Consider the following 16,464-nt stretch of genomic DNA (forward strand, 5'->3'; position numbering starts at 1 on the left):
GGCCTCTTACATGCCACGGATGCGACCAAAGTAATACGTGCCGCCGGCGCGAGCCTGCACCGAGCGCAGCCCACCCACGAGGTCGGCGCGCACGTTGGCTTCGACGCCGATCGAGCGCGAGATGCGGATGCCGAGCCCCGTGGTGGCATACACGCCGAAGCCGATGTCGTCGAGGTTCCGCTCGACGAACGTTCCCTTGATCAACTTCCCCTCGACGTTGATCACGTGCGCCGCAACGCCGAAGCCCGCGAATGGCTTGAGAACGTTGCTCGAGACCGGCGTGTACCGCATGTCGCCGCCGAACGTCACGTCGAACACGTCGATGCGCGACGGTTGAACCCGCGCCGACGTGTCCGTGAGGTTCTTGTCGATCGCGTCCACGAACTCCCGTACCACCGCGTCCCGATAACGGGACTCCCAGTAGCTCACCGAAAAGTTGAGATGCCAATGCTGGCCGATCGGGCCGTATTCGGCCTGCGTGGCGTAGACGGTCGCCGGTTCCACCTGCGACGGCAGCACCCGGCCGATCGACGCGCCGAGCGAAATGATCTGGAGTCGGTCGAGGTTAATGAGCGAACCACCCCCGGCGCCCTGAGATCGCGCGATGCAGGGGTTCGCGCCGACCGCGAGCACCGAGAACGCAGCCGCGGCGGCGCTACGGCGCAGGCCCGATCGTCGTGCCTGGATAGTAGGCCTGGAGAATCTCGCGAAAATCCTGGCCGGCGCGCGCGCGCCCGATCGCGCCCCACTGACACATGCCGACACCATGCCCATAGCCCATCCCGTGGAGCGTGAGACGCGCGAGCGAGCCGTCGGGCGCCGGCGCCGTTGCGACGGAAAAATAGGTGCTCTCCAGAATCTCGCCACCGGGTTTGCGGAGTACGAACCGAATGTCGTTGCCGCGCAGCACGAAGTTCCCCCGCTCCGTCGACACCGTGAGCGTCCCGACCCGCCCCGACGGCGTGTGTGAAGCGATCGAAATGTCTCGCACGGCCCCCGGCTTCCTGCCCGGCACGCTCGCGTAGGTCGCGAGGTACTGGGCGACCGCCGCGTTCAGTGTCGTGGCGTCGAAGGCACGGGTCCACGCGAATCGCGGCGCACCGTCGCAATAGAAGCGGTTCGTTCCAGGAATACGGTCGCTCACCGCCCGAAGATACGGTTCGTCGTTCGTTCGCCAGATCTCCGACGCCGCGGCCGTAGATCCGCCGCACGCCGAGTGGTACGGCGCGTTCACCACTCTGCCGGCGTACATCACGACGATCCAGCGCGTCGACTCCACCGCCTGCGATCCGACCGCCGTCTCGGCGGCGACGCCGCCGTACACCTGATCCAGGACGCCGCTCGTGACGTCGTACGCGCGCGACGGCGCGAGATGGATGTACGCGTAGCTCCGCGCCGTGACGGCCTGCGCTTGCACCGCCGCCGAGTCGCCTGGCGGGCGCTCGCCCATCTCCTGCGGAACGACCCCGAGCAAATAATCCTCGATCGACAGCGCGTTGATCTCGGCGAGCCCGCTGTCCGATCCGGTGAACACCAGATCCCCGCGGTACGGTGACCCGTCGAGCGCCATCAGGCCCGACCCGACCGGCTGCGCTCGGATCGATCCTTCGGCCCACACGGTTGGAACGCCGTCCGGACGCACGGCGCGAACGCGGCGCCCGTCGCGTTCGATCCGCCAGGCGGCGCCCGCGTTGCCCCGAGCCATCAGGCTGCCGCCGCTGCCGAGCAGATTGAACCCCGAAGGGGACGACACGCGCGCCGAGGCCGCGCGGCCCCCCCCCGATAGCAGAACGCGAATGAGCGTCTCGGACTTTTGAGGCGGCGGAGGCCCCGCTTCACCTGAATGGCCCGGCGACGCGATTGCGCAGAGCGTGGCAGCGGCGAGCGCCGTCCAGATGGTCATGCCACCGTTGCCATCGCGGCGTCGAGGCGATCGAGCGTTTGGTCGACTACCTCATCCGTGTGGGCGGACGACATGAACGCGGCCTCGAAGGCCGAGGGCGCGAGGTAGACGCCCCGTTCGAGCGCGGCGTGAAAGAAACGTCCGAATCGCTCGACGTCGCTCGTCTTGGCGTCGGCGAACGAACGCACCGGCTCGTCGCGAAAGAAGAATCCCCACATTGTCCCGGCGCTGTCGGCGGTGAACGGAACCCTCCGGCGCGCGGCGATTCCGCGCAGACCGAGCACGAGGCGATCGGTCTGCCTGACGATGGCGTCGTGGAGGTTTTCGGTGAGCGCGTCGAGCGTCGCGATTCCCGCCGCCATCGCCACGGGGTTCCCGGACAACGTTCCCGCCTGGTAGACCGGACCATCGGGCGCGATCTGGCGCATCAGATCGCGTCGCCCTCCGTACGCCGCGACAGGGAATCCTCCGCCGATGACCTTGCCGAGCGTCGTGAGGTCGGCGGTGATGCCGAAGCGTTCTCGCGCGCCGCCAAACGCCACGCGGAATCCCGTCATCACTTCGTCGAACACGAGCAACGCGCCGTGGACGTCGGCCAGCTTGCGCAGTCCGGCGAGAAAGGCGGGATCGGGCGCGATGAACCCTGCGTTGCCGACGACCGGCTCCACGATGATCGCCGCGACCGAATTTCGGGCGAGCAGCGCTTCGACGGCGGTGAGGTCGTTGAACGGCGCGACGACTGTGAGAGCCGCGAGCGACTCCGGCACACCGGGTGAGTTGGGCAGTCCCAGCGTCGCGACGCCCGACCCGGCGCGGACGAGAAATGAGTCGCCATGACCGTGGTAGCACCCGTCGAACTTGAGGATGACCTCGCGGCCCGTCGCGGCGCGCGCGAGACGGATCGCGCTCATCGTGGCTTCGGTGCCGCTCGAGACGAACCGGAGCATCTCGACGTGCGGCATCCGCTCGGTCACCAGTTCGGCCAGCTCGACCTCGGCTTCGGTCGGAATTCCGAAACTCGTGCCGCGACGCATCGCCTCGCTCACCGCCTCTAAAACGACCGGCGGCGCGTGGCCCAATACGAGCGGACCCCACGACAGGACGTAGTCGATGTACTCCTTGCCATCGGCGTCCCAGATGCGCGCGCCCTCCCCGCGCTCGACGACGAACGGATCGCCGCCCACGCCGCGGAACGCGCGCACCGGCGAGTTCACTCCGCCGGGAAACAGCTCGCGCGCCCGGCGCATGATTCCCGCCCCTTTCCCGCGTGAGCCGCCGCTCACCGACCGTAGCTTCCGACCGAACCGAGCATCGGCAGCGCGCGCACGCGGCGCGCCTTCGCCGGCGGCGCCGACACGACGCTCACGAGCCTCGCCGAAAAATCGACGTCGTCGACTACTCCATCGAGCTCGACGTCGACGAATGACCCCGGGGCGACCTTGTTCGCTCCCGCGAGCCTGGTGACGCCGTCGATGTCATCGGCCTGCCAGAGCACGCGGGCCTGCACGCCGTCGTCATCCACTCGATCGACGATCGCGCGCACCGTACATCCGAGGCGCTGCTCGTACCGCTCCGACGTGATCAGTCGCTGCGTTTCGTTCAACCGTTCGAGACGCTCGAGCTTGACCGCTTCGGGGACGTCGTCTTCCATTTCCGCGGCGCGCGTGCCTTCTTGGGCGGAGTAGGCGAACGCGCCGACGCGGTCGAACTGCAGCTCTTCGAGGAACTCGAGCAGCGTTGCGTACTCTTCCTCGGTCTCGCCGGGAAAGCCGACGATGCACGTCGTGCGAATGGCGACGTCGGGAACGGTGGCGCGCACCGCGTCGACGCGAGCGCGCACCGTACGCTGTCGCTCGGGCCGGCGCATGCGCGCCAGGACGCCGTCCGCTCCGTGCTGGATCGGCATGTCGAGGTACGGCACGATCCGCGACTCGGTCGCCATCAGCTCGAGAACGGCCGGAGTGAGCCCCGCCGAATAGATGTAGAGCATCCGGATCCACGGGATCGACGTCTCTCGAACGAGCGCGGTGAGCACGTCGGCGAGACCAACTTTTCTGTCGCGGACGTCGCGACCGTAGTGCGCCAGATCCTGGGCAACGAGGTTCACCTCTCGCGCCCCCTGCGCCTCGAGCAGCTGCGCTTCGCGGACGATGTCGTCGAGCGCGAACGAGCGGTGTTTGCCTCGCATCAGCGGAATCGCGCAGAACGCGCACCCGTGGTCGCACCCTTCGCTGACCTTGAGGTAGCGCACGTGCGGCAACCCGGCTACGAACTGCCGGACACCGGGATGCGGAACCGGAACGTCGTCCGCGGCCAGCAAACCCCGCTCGGTGAGCTCCGGAACCAGGCGGTCCATTTCGGACGAGCCGAGGAACAGATCGATTTCCGGCAGGGCCGAGAGCAGCTCGTCCTTGTGGCGCTCGACCATGCAGCCGACCCCGACCACCGCCTTGCACGACCCGCGATCCTTGAGCCGCCCCGCCTCGACCATCGCGTCGATCGATTCCTTTTTCGCCGCGTCGATGAACCCGCACGTGTTGACGAGCACGACGTCGGCGTCGTCGAGGTCGCTCGTGTAGGTCGCGCCGTGGTCGGCGAGCTGCGCGACGTAACGCTCGCTGTCCACGGTGTTCTTGTCGCAACCGAGAGTGATGACCGAAACCTTCATCGAGCGTGGCGCGGGGAGGGGGAAACGGGAATGACGGATGGTCGCCCACCGAAGCTGGAGATCCCGCGGGCGCCCGGAAATCTACAGTCGGGGCGGCGTGGCTTTAATCGGTCGCTGGGGAGGCAAAGAACTGAGTCTTGCGGGACCGTACTTTGCAACATAAAGTACTTGCCATGACATCACCTCTTTATGGCGCGGCGAGCGGGGTATCGGCCGCGCGGACACCCGCCCCCGCCCTCTCGCCGTCCGTCGCGCGCACGACCCTGACCACCGCGGTTCTCCTCGGCGCGTCGGCCGACGCCCTGATGCACGACGGGCCGGGCGGCGTCGGACTCGCCATGTGGATCACGTTCCTGGCCGTCAATGCCGCCGTGCTCTTCGCTCGCGCCCGGCATGCTCCGTCGCGCCAAGCGTTCCTCTGGCTCTCGGCCGCGGTGATGTTCTCCCTCGGGCTCGCCTGGCGGAATTCGGGAACGCTGCAGGCGTTCGACTTCCTCGCCATGCTCTTCTCGCTGGGAATGGCCGCGATCTCCGTCCGCGATCCTGGAGCCGCTCTCTTCGCGCGGCGCCTGCGAGATACGCTGCTCACCGGGATCGACGCGGCAGCGAACGTCGCGTTCGGCGTCCTTCCGCTCACGTTCCGCGAGGCGCTCACCAGCGAATCGGGCGGGAAAGCTCTCTCGCACTTTCGCGCCTTCGTGCGGCCGGCGCTCATCGCCGGCGCCGCGCTGCTCATCTTCGGGGCGCTTCTGAGAGACGCCGACCCCATCTTCGCGAGCTGGATAAACATTCCGTTCGACTTCGCCACCATTGCGTCGCACGTCGTCGTCACCGGCTTCTTCGCGTGGGTCGTCGCCGGTTGGGCGCGCGGGAGCCTGGCCGAGAACGTGACACCGCGCCGCTCCACGGCGTCGCTCCCGATTCAACTCGGCGCCGCCGACATCACCGCCGCCCTCGGCACGCTGTCCGTCCTCTTTGCCGCGTTCGTCGCGTCGCAGATCGGCTGGCTGTTCGGCGGCGAGAAGTTCCTCCAGGCGAGAACCGGTCTCACCGCCGCGAGCTACGCGCGTCAGGGATTCTTCCAGATGGTCTGGGTCGTGACGCTCGTCGTCCCGATTCTCGTCGGCACCCGCGCCGCGCTCGCGCCGGCGGGGGGACGCACCCTCGCGCGGCGGCACACGCTGCTGTCACTGCCGGTCGTCGCGCTGCTCGGGGCCATCATCGTCTCGGCGATGCTGCGCATGAAGATGTACGTGCACTACTACGGACTCACGACCGAGCGCTTCTACCCGGCCGTGTTCATGCTCTGGCTCGCGACCGTCATCGTGTGGCTGGCGATCACGGTGCTCCGCGATTGGGGACGGCCGTTCGCCGGCGGCGCGGTTCTCTCGGCGCTGACCTTCCTCGCCGCGCTGAACGTCGTCGACCCCGACGCAATCGTCGCCGGCGTGAACGTGTCGCGTGCGACGCGTGTGGCGCCCGGAACCGAACCCGCGCTCGACCTCGAGCATCTGGCCACGCTTGGCGGGGGCGGCATGCCCGCCGCGGTCGACGCGGTGGTCAACGCCAACGTCGCGAACCCCACGGGAGCGACGCCGAATCCGGCGATCGTGCACCGATGCTTGGCCGCAAGGATCCTCGTCGGCCGCTGGGGCCCGCAGTCAGGGCCGCGCCGGCATGCGGAGCGGACAGGCGGTTGGCGGTACTGGAATGCCGACGACGCGGTCGCGTTTCGCGCGTTCGACGCGCACAGCGCCGAGTTGCAGAACTTCGCGAACGACGGGTGCGCGCCCGCCGATCCGCACTAGCGGTAGTTGCCGAACTTGAGCTCGACCCCGAAATCTTTCGAGCGCAGCAATGCGATCGCCGTCTGCAGCTCGTCCTTGGACGGCGAGGTGACGCGCACCTGATCGCCCTGAATGGCCGCCTGCACCTTCTTGAGCTTCGCGTCCTTGATCGCCGCGGCCACTTTCTTGGCGGTGTCGGAGTCGAGCGACGTCTTGAGCTTGATCTCGCGCCGCACCGTGTCGCCGCCCGCTTGCTTGATCTCGCCGACGTCGAGATTCTTCACCGACACGCCGCGCTTGATGAGCTTCGATTGCACGATCTCCAATAGCGCGCGCATCTGGAAGTCGCTGTCGGCCACGAGGCCGAGGAGCGCTTCGGCGCGTTTGAACTCGATCGCCGCGCTCGAGCCTTTGAAGTCGTAGCGCTGGGCGATCTCTTTTTGCGCCTGATTCACGGCGTTGTCGACTTCCTGGAGGTCGACGCCGGTCGTGACGTCGAACGAGGCTGGTTGGGGCATGCGGGAACGCTACGGCGCGCCGTCCGCGGAGACCAGCCGCCCGCCGAAAAAGACCTGCTTCGGCGCGGCCGACGCGATCGGAATCACGCCCGGGATTCCCGTCCGCGCGGCGACGATGCCCGTTTCGCGAAGTTGTTCCCCGCGCAGCGCGTCACCGAGCGTGGTCGTCGGTCCGGCCGAGAGGATCGTTCGTCGGGTCTGATAGCCGAGGGAAAACGCGGCCGCGTCCGACTTCGTCACCGACTGCGCGGATCCGCAGCCGTAGCCGCCCATCACGGTCGTCCACGCGCACGTGTGGTGGAACCCCAGCGCGTGCAGCAGCTCGTGCTTCATCAGACTGCGGCTCGCCAGCGCGGCGTTGGTCGTCACGCGCGTCTTGGCGGAGAGCATGTTGAGGCTGCCGTCCCAAATCCAATTCGTGTAACCGGCGAAGCCGGTGAGCGTGTTGTCCACCCACACCAGCACGGCCTTGCGCGAGTAGCCGTTCACGTCCTGCGCCGGCAGCGACGACAGCGTCGCGGGAACGAACAGCTGGCGTCCCAGCTCGTTCTGCATCTCGGCGATGATGCTCCACAGGTTGATCGAGTCGGTCGCGGTGATCGGCGACGTCGTGAGCTGCGTGTTGAACGCGAGCGGGACGGGGAGGTCGGCGTCGCTCCACAGAACGACCGCGGCCTTCCAGAGCTGTGGGAAGAAGCTGTTGCAGTTCGCGTTCGTGTCGTCGGTGCACACGCGCTGAAACGCCTGCGCGAGACTCACGTCCACCGCCGACGACGGGTACGCCGGCGTCGAAAAGACGGACGTCTTGGGAACGAGCATCGGGCGCAGCGCGGCGGTCGAAGCCTTACTCGTCGAGACGAGCGCCAACGTCGGGTGATAGCGCCGTGCTCCACTCGCTACGTCCACGAGAACGCTCATCGAGTCGGTCGCCCCGAACGTGAGTGGCGCCGCGATCTGAAACGATCCCGTTGCGTCGAGCGACCCGGTGAAATCCTGGACGTTCGCGCCGGCGCCGCTCTCGACGCCGGCCACGAGACCAGCGACCGAGCCGCCGTCGATCGCGACCACACGTCCGCTGATCGAGGTCGGCGTGACGACGGTCGCCCTCGTGCTGCCCGTCACGCCGCCGTACGACGCCGTGATCGTCGCGGCCCCGGCGTGGAGCCCGGTCACGACACCATTCGCGTTCACGCTCGCGATCGACTGGTCGGACGATTGAAACGTCGGCGTCGCGCCCGAAACCGGCTTGTTCGACGCGTCCAGCACGTGGGCTTGTGTCTGCGCCGACCCGCCGACCCCGACGAGTATTGGCGTCGGATTCACGACGATGCTCGCGGCCGATCCTGATGGAGGCGAGGGATGCGTGTCCGTCGTGGCGGACGAACCGCAGGCTGACAGGTAGCCGCAGACCACTACGCCGAGCGCCGCGCTCATCGCGCGGCGCCCAAGGTCAGCCGAGGTAGGACTCCAACGCACGCGCGCGGCTCACGTGGCGCAGCCGGGAGAGCGCCTTTTCCTTGATCTGGCGGACGCGCTCGCGCGTGATGCCGAGCAGCGCGCCGATCTCCTCGAGCGTCATCGGCTCGCTGCCGTCGAGTCCGAAGTAGAGCCGGAGGATCTTCGACTCGCGCTCCTTGAGGTGCGACAGCGCTTCCTCGATCGACTCGGTGAGGGCCTTTTCGAAGGTCTGCTCGTCGGGCGTCGGATTGAGCGTGTCGGGGAGGTAGTCGAGAAGCTTGTTGTCTTCACCCGGAGTGAGCGGCGCATCGAGCGAGAGATGCGTCTGCGAGATCGCCATGGTCTTGGCGACCTCTTCCTCCGTGATGTCCATGCCGTGCGCGATCTCTTCGTGCGTCGGGTCGCGGCCCAGCTCCTGGAGCAGCGCGTTGGCCCGCTTGCCGATGCGGTGGAGCGTCCCCGCCCTGTTGAGCGGCACGCGCACGATGCGCGACTGCTCGGCGAGCGCCTGCAGGATCGCCTGCCGGATCCACCAGACCGCATACGAGATGAACTTGATGCCTTTCGTCTCGTCGAATTTGTGCGCGGCGCGGATGAGGCCGAGGTTGCCCTCGTTGATCAGATCGGAGAGCGAGACGCCCTGGTTCTGATACTTCTTCGCGACCGACACGACGAACCGGAGGTTGGAGCGCACGAGCTTGTCGAGCGACTCCTGGCTGCCGTCGCGAATGGATTGCGCGAGGCGGACCTCCTCATCGCGCGAGATCAGCGGGTACACGCTGATGTCGCGGAGGTATTGGTCGAGCGATCCCTCTTCGTACGACGATTTCTTGTTGCCGGTAGCAGCCATGCGTTGTCGAGGCAATCTATCGGATCCGCTCACCGAGCCGCGACCAGCGGATGCGCGTGAGCCAAGCCAAGCTGTGTTCCGAGGAGTCGGGCGCATAACTGTAGTAGATCACGAACGGCTGACCCTTGATCAACGAATCGGCGACCCAGCCCCAATATCGGCTGTCGTATGAGTTGTCCCGGTTGTCGCCGAGCGCCAGGTAGTTCCCTTCTGGGACGACCAACGGACCCCAATTGTTTCGCGACGGGCGGTATGCCACACCCGCCGCCGCGGCGGTTTTGACAAGATAATCGCGCTGCCACCGAAATTCGTCCTGCTGAGGATCGATATCCGGCTCGGTATGCTCGACGTACCGCTCGCTCACGACGTGGCTGTTGCGGATCAGTGTCCCGTCTCTCATCTCGACTGTGTCGCCGGGCACACCCTCCAGGCGCTTGACGAAATACTTCGTCACATCGCCGGGGTAATTGAACACTATCACGTCGCCGCGCTCCGGATCCCGAAGTCGAGGCAGCCGTTTGTGCGTAAACGGCACGTCGGCGCCGTAGACCAGCTTGTTGACGAGAAGAAAATCGCCGATCTGCAGCGTGTTCTCCATGCTTCCGCTCGGAATCTTGAACGCCTCGACGAGAAACGTGCGGATCACGACGAACAACAGCACGGAGACGAGAAAGATCTTGGCCCACTCGCCGAGGAAGTCCAATCCGGAGCGCTTCCGGTTCAGATCGCGGAGCGCATCCGACTTCTGCTGTTCGGAGATCGAGCGCGACGTGGCGGACGCGGCCGTGGTGCCCGCCGCTTCCACGGCGGGGGATTCCTGTTTCGGTGACGGCGACGCCTGCTCGTTGAGACTCATCCAATGCTCACTGCGCTCTCTGCCGGAGATGCGGGTGTGAAATAACGCCCAGCATCGGACTCGGCTAGGGCATCCACGAGATCAATCCGGGGTTCCAAGGTAGTTGTCGATCTGCGCCCGCTGCAGCGCACCCGAGAAATCCAGATAACCAACCTTTGTTTCCGAGAAGAACTCATACACTTCCCACCCGCCTTCCCGGTGGCCGTTCCCCGTCTGTTTTACGCCGCCGAACGGAAGATGTGCCTCGGCCCCGATCGTCGGCGCGTTGATGTACGTAATTCCGGTGTCGAGCTCGTTCATCGCGCGCATCGCGACGTTCACGTCGCGAGTATAGACGGAAGACGACAGGCCATACCGAACGTCATTGTTGACGACGAACGCCTCGTCCGGCGTGCGGACGCGAATCACCGACAACACCGGTCCGAAGATTTCTTCCTGCTCCAAACGCATGCCAGCGCGCACGCGCGCGAAGATCGTCGGCTCGAAGAAGTAGCCGTGATCGAGCGCGGACCCGTCGGGACGGCGGCCACCACACAACAGGTCGGCGCCCTCCTTTTGTCCGATGTCGATGTAACGCTCGACCTTGGCGACCGAGTCCTGATTGATGAGCGGCCCGACGTCGGTGCCCGGCTTTCGTCCATCGCCGAGCTTCATCGCGCGAGCGCGTTGGACGAGTCGGCTCACGAATTCGTCGTGCACGCCATCCTGCACGATGAGGCGGCTCGTCGCCGTGCAGCGCTGTCCGGTCGTGCCGAAGGCGCCCCAGAGCACGCCTTCGAGCGCCAGATCCAAATCGGCGTCGTCGAGCACGATCATGGCATTCTTGCCGCCCATCTCGAGCGAAAGGCGCTTGTGCATGCGGCCGCAGACCTCGCCGACCACGCGTCCCGTGTCCGTCGATCCCGTAAATGAGATGACGGGAATGGACGGATGGTTCACGATCGCCGCGCCGGCCGCCTCCCCCACGCCGTGCACGAGCTGGATCACTTCGGGCGGCAGTCCGGCCTCGAGCAGAACCTCGACGAGTACGTGGCCGGTGTGCGGCACATCTTCGGCCGGCTTGAAGACGCAGGCGTTTCCGCAGACGAGCGCGGGGAACATCTTCCACGTCGGAATGGCGAGCGGGAAGTTGAACGGCGTCACGATCCCCGCGATGCCGATCGGACGGCGAAAGCTCATCGCCCACTTGTTGCGCAACTCGCTCGGCACGGTGTGCCCGAACAGCCGCCGTCCTTCGCTCGACGCGTAGTACGCGGTGTCGATTCCTTCTTGCACGTCACCCCGCGTCTCGGCGAGGGGCTTGCCCATCTCGCGCGTCATCAGATCGGCGATGTCTTCCTTGCGCGCCGACAAGATGTCGCCGACGCGACGCAGCACGTCGCCGCGCGCGGGCGCGGGTGTATGCCGCCACTCCTCGAATCCGCGCTTCGCGGACTCGACGGCCAGGTCGACGTCGGCCGAGCCGGACATGGGAAATCGGCCGATCGTGTCGCGCGCGTCGGCCGGATTCTGGTTCGCGAAATATTCACCGCTCACCGGCGGCACCCACTTGCCGCCGATGAAGTTGTCGAACGTTTTCATGGTTTCGTAGTTGGGGCCGGAGGCTTCGCTGTCGTCGGAGAGGGCGCGGGTGATGTTGGCGCGGGCTGCACCGGCGCCGGCTGTGGTTTGGTTGGAACGGCTGAACATGACCAGCCCGCGGGATGCTTGTCGGTGGGATACGCATAGCCGATACGAGGCAAAATCTCCAGGGAGCCGAGGAGCACGCCCCATACCGTGATGGCGAGCGACACGAGGTGAGCGCGGCTCGCGCGATGACGCCACGTCCAGATCGATGCCCACACACCACCGGCCGTCATCACGCCGACGGCGCCGAGATACCCGATGAGTCCCACCCCGCATCGCGACGGATACGGCCAAAAGGCCATGGCGATTCCGACCGCGAGCGCGAGCGTGAGCCGGGCGAATACACCGAACGACGTCGTCGATTTTGATTCCGCGGGCGCCGAAGCCGCCGGCCGTCCGCCGCGCGCCGGGACCGCCGCCCCTTTCGCTTGCTTGTCCGGCGCGGCCGGCATGAGCGCTTCATCAGGCAGCGACGCCAACTGCTTGTCGATCTTGGCGAGCTCTTTCTCCCAGTCACGATCAGGCATCAGGTGACGCTCTCTCTGGTGAGGCCGTAGCGCTCGATCTTCTTGTACAGGTTCGAGCGCGGCATGTCGAGCCCGCGGGCCGTCTCGGACACGTTCCAATCGTATTCACGTAATTTGGCGAGCAGAAACGCCCGCTCCGCGGCGTGCTTGAACTCCTCGAACGTCTTGCAGTCGAGCAGCGAGCCAAGGCCCGTTTGATCGGCGTCGTGCCCGCCGCCGAGCCGCCCGACGTCGTCGGCGGTGACGCGCGGTCCGGCCGCGAGAATGAGCAGCCGCTCGATCGTGTTGCGGAGCTCACGCACGTTGCCGGGCCAATCCAGTTTCGCGAGGCGCTCCACCGCGTCGGGCGAAACGGTCCGCGCCGCGACCCCTTCGCGCTTCGTCAGTACGTTGACGAAGTGCGCGACGAGCAGCGGAATATCCTCTCTCCGCTCGCGCAGAGGAGGAACGTGGATCGGAACCACGTTCAAACGATAGAACAGGTCTTCGCGAAAACGCTGTTCGGCGATTTCCGCCTCGAGGTTCTTGTTCGTCGCCGCGAGGACGCGGACGTCAACCTCGGTCGGCTTGGCGCCGCCGATTCGCGTCACGACGCCGTCTTGCAGGACACGAAGCACTTTCGCCTGCGCGGCCAGGCTCATGTCGCCGACTTCGTCGAGGAAGAGCGTGCCGGTGTGGGCTTGCTCGAACTTGCCGGCGCGATCGGCAACGGCGCCGGTGAACGAGCCCTTCATGTGACCGAACAACTCGCTCTCGATCAACTCGCTCGGGATCGCCGCGCAGTTGACCTCGACGAACGGCCCGTCGGCCCGCGTCGATTGCGCGTGGATCGCGCGCGCGACGAGCTCCTTGCCGGTGCCGTTCTCGCCCGTGACCAGCACGCGGGCCGGCGTCTTCGCCACACGGTCGATCTTGTCGATCACGAGGCGGATGCCGTACGACCGGCCGACGATCTCGTAGCGAGACTGGATCGTTTCGCGGAGCCGCGCGTTTTCCTCGTGGAGATCCAGGTGCTGGAGCGCGTTCCGCAGCGTGACGAGAATGCGATCCGTGTCCAGCGGCTTCTCGAGGATGTCGTAGGCGCCGAGCTGCGTCGCTTCGACCGCCGTCTGGATCGTCGCATGGCCGCTGATCATCACGACGATGGCGCTCGGATCGTGCTCCTTGATCTTCTTGAGGGCCTCGACCCCGTCGATGCCCGCCATCTTCACGTCGAGGAAGACGAGATCGGGGCGCTGCTTCTGGTACTCCGTGATCCCGTCGACGGCGTTGGCGACGGCGCGCACCTCGTAGCCCTCGAACTCGAGCAACTGGCCGAGTGTCGCGCGAATCCCCTGCTCGTCGTCGACAATCAGGATGCGCCGCGCAATGCTCATTGCACCGTCTTGTACAAGGTGATCTTGCTGCTCGCCACTCGAATGTCACCTATGTAGCGGGGGATCGGCAACGGGAGCGCGTTCGGCGACACCCCCGGCTGGCGCACCGGTTGGATCCGATCGATGAGCGTGGCGATCATGCCCTTGGGAATCGGCAGGCCGTGGATCCTCGCGTCGGAGACGTCGAATACGGCGGTGCCGGGCTTCAAGACGCTCAGCGTTCCGGTAAGCTCAACCCTCTCTCGATCGTGCACGATGCCGACGGCGTCGCCGATCGCGCCCCCCAGATCCGAGACCGAGACAACGGCGCGCAACGAGAGCTTGTCTCCGTTCGCCATCGCTTCGACGCTGTCCGCGACGGTCGGCATTCGCTTCGCGACCTGCTGGTACACGTACGACGCCAGCGCAGCCGGCGACACGGACTCGAAGACTTGACCTCGAGGTTCGCCGAGCCGCTTGAGCGCGCCCCGCGTCGTGTCGGCGGCGGCGTCGGACAACGGCTCCCAGCGTTCGGTCGCGACGGCCGCCGCGCGGGGCGCGTGACTGGCGCGCTGCTCGAGCCGAGTCAGCCACCGATCGCGCGTGAGCCAAGCGCCGATCGCCACGATGAGGAGCACGAACAGACAGCCGAGTCTCGTGATGCATCCCATGTCAGTCGCTCCGAAGCGGTGCCGATGCGACGGTCGAATACTTGGAGCCGCTCGGCCCTCCCCCCAACTCGCTCTGCATGAGGTCGAGGGACTGCACCGCGACGTCGACTCCGTAGTCCACGCCGCGCGCCGCATCGGTCAAGGCGCGCGCGCGTTCTTCCGGCAACGGGTGCTTCACGCGCGCTAGCGTGAGGTGCGGGCGAAAGGGACGCCCCTCGACCGCGAAGCCGAGCGCCTCGCACGCCACCTCGATGTCGTTGTGCAGCAACTCGAGCCGGGGATCCTGTTCCACTCCCATCCATACGACTCGCAACCGCCGAAAGTTCGGGAACGCCCCGATGCCCCCCAGGTGCATCATCAACTCGCGGTGCCGCGTGGCCACCCGCGAGGTGGCGTCTCGCACCGCCGCCGCGGTCTCCGGCGGCTGATCGTCGAGGAATTTGAGCGTGAGGTGCAGTCTCGTTTCGTCGACCCATCCGAGCTCGGGGGCACAGTCGCGCATCGGCCCCGTCGCCGCCACGATCTCGCGGCGGACGTCGATCGGCAGATTAATCGCCAGAAACAGGCGCACTCGCGGCGTCCGAGTTGTGCGTTCGCCCCCCCCCGATCGACGCGAGCTCGTTGAGCGCGCCCGAGCGGAAACCGCGAGGGTCGATCTCCACGCGTTCGTACCCGGCCTCGATCAGCGCGCGCTCGAGAAGACCGCGGCGTTCGTCGTTGCTCCATCGCTCACGTTCTGCGGCTGTCAGCTCGACGCGGGCGAGCTCTCCGAAATGACGGACTCGAAGGTCCCCCGCGACTCCGAGATCTCGCAACGAGGCCTCCGCCCGTTCCACACGCCGGAGTCTTCCGACCGTGACCGGCGTACCGTAGGGAATGCGGGACGAGAGGCAGGGTGACGACGGCTGTTCCGACGTCGGCAGCCCCAGGATGCGCGAGCGCTCGCGTATCTCCGCCTTCGTCAGCCCGAACATGGCGAGCGGCGACACGACCCCATATTCGCGCGCCGCGCGCGCGCCGGGGCGATGATCGCTCAGGTCGTCGGCGTTCGTGCCGTCGGCAACGACGTCGATGCCCCGAGAACGGGCCGCCGGCACGACGTGCGACCAAAGCTCCGACTTGCAGAAGTAGCAGCGATTGGTCGGATTCGCCGCGTAGCGAGGATCGTCCACCTCGGCGGTGTCGAGCTCGAGAACGTCGAGGCCGATGGCGCGGGCCGTTTCGCGAGCCGCGATCCACTGGCTCTCGGGGTACGACGCGCTCCGCCCCGTGACGGCGAGAACGTTTTCGGCGCCCAGCGCCGCGACAGCGACCGCGGCGAGGTACGCCGAGTCGACACCGCCGCTGTAGCCGATCGCGATCCGGCGCTGTTCGCGGAGCCAGCCGGAAAGCTCAGCTTCCTTGAGTGGGGCCGCCATGCGCGAAACGTAATCGCCTTGGTTCCACGCCCGAGCGAGGTTCGCCGGACGAAGAATCCCGGTCGAGCGAAGCTCGGCCGGGATTCCTGGAATCGTTCAGCGTGTCAGTACCGGCGAATCGACAGCCGATTGCTGGACGGATTGAACCGACACGTGATGGCCACGCCCTCGCGTCCGCGCAGGCGAGTGGTAAGCGATACGTCCCACAGGTTGCCACGACGCGTCGCCGGGCCGACCGCGGTGACATGGTAGCCGGGCGCCGAGTTCACGAAATCCTCACAGCGGCGCTGTGCGCGCATGGACTGCGATTCGAAAATGCGGCCCGCGGCGGTTCCCGATCGCTCGAAGCCGGGAAGATCGACGAGCCCGCGCGCGCCGTCGAACCGGCAAGTCACGTCGAACTCGTTTGATCCGCGGCGAACGCGCATCGGAAAGGCGTACATGCTTCCATTCAGCGACTCGCGGTCGCGGCGGAGGACTACGTAGCCGGCTCGGGACACGGCGGCGTTGCACGCGTCGCGCGCGCGCCCCCACATGCCCGGTTGCTGGGCCTCGGCGCCCGTACTCAGGAGCGCCGCGGCCGCCAATGAAAGGATGCCGAGGTGGACCAGCGGCATCCGTCGGATTCGGTCATTCATGGCAGCTATACCTCAGTTGATTAAGCCGTCAATTAACGTCGCGCGATGCGAGTTGCCCGCGCGGTCATAGGCCCTTAGGGCACGATTCGCGCCGTGTGCCGCGTGACGCGCGTCGCAGTCGTCGCGAAAAAGACCGGACCACTTCGGCGACGTGCGGCTCACCCCCGACCCCGCTGTCGGCGACGCCGG

General features: G+C 66.7%; 16 protein-coding genes. 1 reads left to right on the top strand and 15 read right to left on the bottom strand.

Features of this window, described 5'->3' with window-relative positions; translation table 11 throughout:
- Positions 1-6: 6 nt before the first annotated feature.
- The 4 genes from VGQ44_11270 to rimO are packed head-to-tail and all read right to left on the bottom strand — an operon-like array spanning position 7 to position 4,571.
- Positions 7-633 (bottom strand): hypothetical protein, encoded by a 627-nt coding sequence (locus VGQ44_11270; GenBank protein ID HEV8447398.1) that lies wholly within the window; start codon positions 631-633, stop codon positions 7-9.
- A 22-nt stretch (positions 634-655) separates the two neighbouring features.
- Entirely contained in the window at positions 656-1,903 is a 1,248-nt protein-coding gene (locus tag VGQ44_11275) for a SpoIID/LytB domain-containing protein (protein HEV8447399.1), read from the bottom strand.
- Complete coding sequence (gene hemL / locus VGQ44_11280) at positions 1,900-3,150, bottom strand: glutamate-1-semialdehyde 2,1-aminomutase (protein HEV8447400.1); 1,251 nt, start codon at positions 3,148-3,150, stop codon at positions 1,900-1,902. The genes VGQ44_11275 and hemL overlap by 4 nt, the downstream gene beginning before the upstream one ends.
- Positions 3,151-3,182: 32 nt before the next feature.
- Positions 3,183-4,571 carry a 30S ribosomal protein S12 methylthiotransferase RimO gene (gene rimO / locus VGQ44_11285; GenBank protein ID HEV8447401.1) on the bottom strand — a complete coding sequence of 463 codons (1,389 nt, stop codon included), beginning with the start codon at positions 4,569-4,571 and terminating at the stop codon, positions 3,183-3,185.
- Positions 4,572-4,744: 173 nt separating this feature from the next.
- Between rimO and VGQ44_11290 the strand changes: the two genes are divergently transcribed.
- Positions 4,745-6,379, top strand: a complete 1,635-nt coding sequence (locus tag VGQ44_11290) for a DUF4173 domain-containing protein (protein HEV8447402.1) — start codon at positions 4,745-4,747, stop codon at positions 6,377-6,379.
- Here VGQ44_11290 and VGQ44_11295 read toward each other — a convergent pair.
- The 11 genes from VGQ44_11295 to VGQ44_11345 form a co-directional block, all read right to left on the bottom strand.
- Entirely contained in the window at positions 6,376-6,876 is a 501-nt protein-coding gene (locus VGQ44_11295) for a YajQ family cyclic di-GMP-binding protein (GenBank protein HEV8447403.1), read from the bottom strand. The genes VGQ44_11290 and VGQ44_11295 overlap by 4 nt on opposite strands.
- A gap of 9 nt (positions 6,877-6,885) precedes the next feature.
- Positions 6,886-8,310, bottom strand: coding sequence for an Ig-like domain-containing protein (locus tag VGQ44_11300; GenBank protein ID HEV8447404.1), 1,425 nt, complete (start codon positions 8,308-8,310; stop codon positions 6,886-6,888).
- 16 nt (positions 8,311-8,326) lie between these two features.
- Positions 8,327-9,184, bottom strand: a complete 858-nt coding sequence (locus VGQ44_11305; protein HEV8447405.1) for an RNA polymerase sigma factor RpoD/SigA — start codon at positions 9,182-9,184, stop codon at positions 8,327-8,329.
- A gap of 16 nt (positions 9,185-9,200) precedes the next feature.
- Entirely contained in the window at positions 9,201-10,040 is an 840-nt protein-coding gene (gene lepB, locus VGQ44_11310; protein HEV8447406.1) for a signal peptidase I, read from the bottom strand.
- 81 nt (positions 10,041-10,121) lie between these two features.
- Entirely contained in the window at positions 10,122-11,621 is a 1,500-nt protein-coding gene (locus VGQ44_11315) for an aldehyde dehydrogenase family protein (GenBank protein ID HEV8447407.1), read from the bottom strand.
- Positions 11,618-12,193: a hypothetical protein gene (locus tag VGQ44_11320; protein ID HEV8447408.1), complete on the bottom strand. Its 576-nt coding sequence runs from the start codon at positions 12,191-12,193 to the stop codon at positions 11,618-11,620. The genes VGQ44_11315 and VGQ44_11320 overlap by 4 nt, the downstream gene beginning before the upstream one ends.
- Complete coding sequence (locus VGQ44_11325; protein HEV8447409.1) at positions 12,193-13,569, bottom strand: sigma-54 dependent transcriptional regulator; 1,377 nt, start codon at positions 13,567-13,569, stop codon at positions 12,193-12,195. Before VGQ44_11325 ends, VGQ44_11320 begins: the two co-directional genes overlap by 1 nt.
- Positions 13,566-14,219: a hypothetical protein gene (locus VGQ44_11330; GenBank protein ID HEV8447410.1), complete on the bottom strand. Its 654-nt coding sequence runs from the start codon at positions 14,217-14,219 to the stop codon at positions 13,566-13,568. Before VGQ44_11330 ends, VGQ44_11325 begins: the two co-directional genes overlap by 4 nt.
- Before the next feature lies 1 nt (position 14,220).
- Positions 14,221-14,790: an RNA 2',3'-cyclic phosphodiesterase gene (gene thpR, locus VGQ44_11335; protein ID HEV8447411.1), complete on the bottom strand. Its 570-nt coding sequence runs from the start codon at positions 14,788-14,790 to the stop codon at positions 14,221-14,223.
- On the bottom strand, positions 14,768-15,637 hold the full coding sequence (gene larE, locus VGQ44_11340; GenBank protein HEV8447412.1) for an ATP-dependent sacrificial sulfur transferase LarE: 870 nt from the start codon (positions 15,635-15,637) through the stop codon (positions 14,768-14,770). The genes thpR and larE overlap by 23 nt, the downstream gene beginning before the upstream one ends.
- 104 nt (positions 15,638-15,741) lie before the next feature.
- Positions 15,742-16,275 carry a hypothetical protein gene (locus VGQ44_11345; protein ID HEV8447413.1) on the bottom strand — a complete coding sequence of 178 codons (534 nt, stop codon included), beginning with the start codon at positions 16,273-16,275 and terminating at the stop codon, positions 15,742-15,744.
- Between the last annotated feature and the right edge of the window lie 189 nt (positions 16,276-16,464).

This window comes from Gemmatimonadaceae bacterium (assembly GCA_036003045.1).
Taxonomy (GTDB): domain Bacteria; phylum Gemmatimonadota; class Gemmatimonadetes; order Gemmatimonadales; family Gemmatimonadaceae; genus JAQBQB01.

Excerpts from the sequence above, each read along its gene's own strand:
- VGQ44_11275 (HEV8447399.1), bottom strand. The coding sequence starts at position 1,903 with ATGACCATCTGGACGGCGCTCGCCGCTGCCACGCTCTGCGCAATCGCG.
- hemL (HEV8447400.1), bottom strand. The coding sequence starts at position 3,150 with ATGCGCCGGGCGCGCGAGCTGTTTCCCGGCGGAGTGAACTCGCCGGTG.
- rimO (HEV8447401.1), bottom strand. The coding sequence starts at position 4,571 with ATGAAGGTTTCGGTCATCACTCTCGGTTGCGACAAGAACACCGTGGAC.
- VGQ44_11290 (HEV8447402.1), top strand. The coding sequence starts at position 4,745 with ATGACATCACCTCTTTATGGCGCGGCGAGCGGGGTATCGGCCGCGCGG.
- VGQ44_11295 (HEV8447403.1), bottom strand. The coding sequence starts at position 6,876 with ATGCCCCAACCAGCCTCGTTCGACGTCACGACCGGCGTCGACCTCCAG.
- VGQ44_11300 (HEV8447404.1), bottom strand. The coding sequence starts at position 8,310 with ATGAGCGCGGCGCTCGGCGTAGTGGTCTGCGGCTACCTGTCAGCCTGC.
- VGQ44_11305 (HEV8447405.1), bottom strand. The coding sequence starts at position 9,184 with ATGGCTGCTACCGGCAACAAGAAATCGTCGTACGAAGAGGGATCGCTC.
- lepB (HEV8447406.1), bottom strand. The coding sequence starts at position 10,040 with ATGAGTCTCAACGAGCAGGCGTCGCCGTCACCGAAACAGGAATCCCCC.
- VGQ44_11315 (HEV8447407.1), bottom strand. The coding sequence starts at position 11,621 with ATGAAAACGTTCGACAACTTCATCGGCGGCAAGTGGGTGCCGCCGGTG.
- VGQ44_11320 (HEV8447408.1), bottom strand. The coding sequence starts at position 12,193 with ATGCCTGATCGTGACTGGGAGAAAGAGCTCGCCAAGATCGACAAGCAG.
- VGQ44_11325 (HEV8447409.1), bottom strand. The coding sequence starts at position 13,569 with ATGAGCATTGCGCGGCGCATCCTGATTGTCGACGACGAGCAGGGGATT.
- VGQ44_11330 (HEV8447410.1), bottom strand. The coding sequence starts at position 14,219 with ATGGGATGCATCACGAGACTCGGCTGTCTGTTCGTGCTCCTCATCGTG.
- larE (HEV8447412.1), bottom strand. The coding sequence starts at position 15,637 with ATGGCGGCCCCACTCAAGGAAGCTGAGCTTTCCGGCTGGCTCCGCGAA.
- VGQ44_11345 (HEV8447413.1), bottom strand. The coding sequence starts at position 16,275 with ATGAATGACCGAATCCGACGGATGCCGCTGGTCCACCTCGGCATCCTT.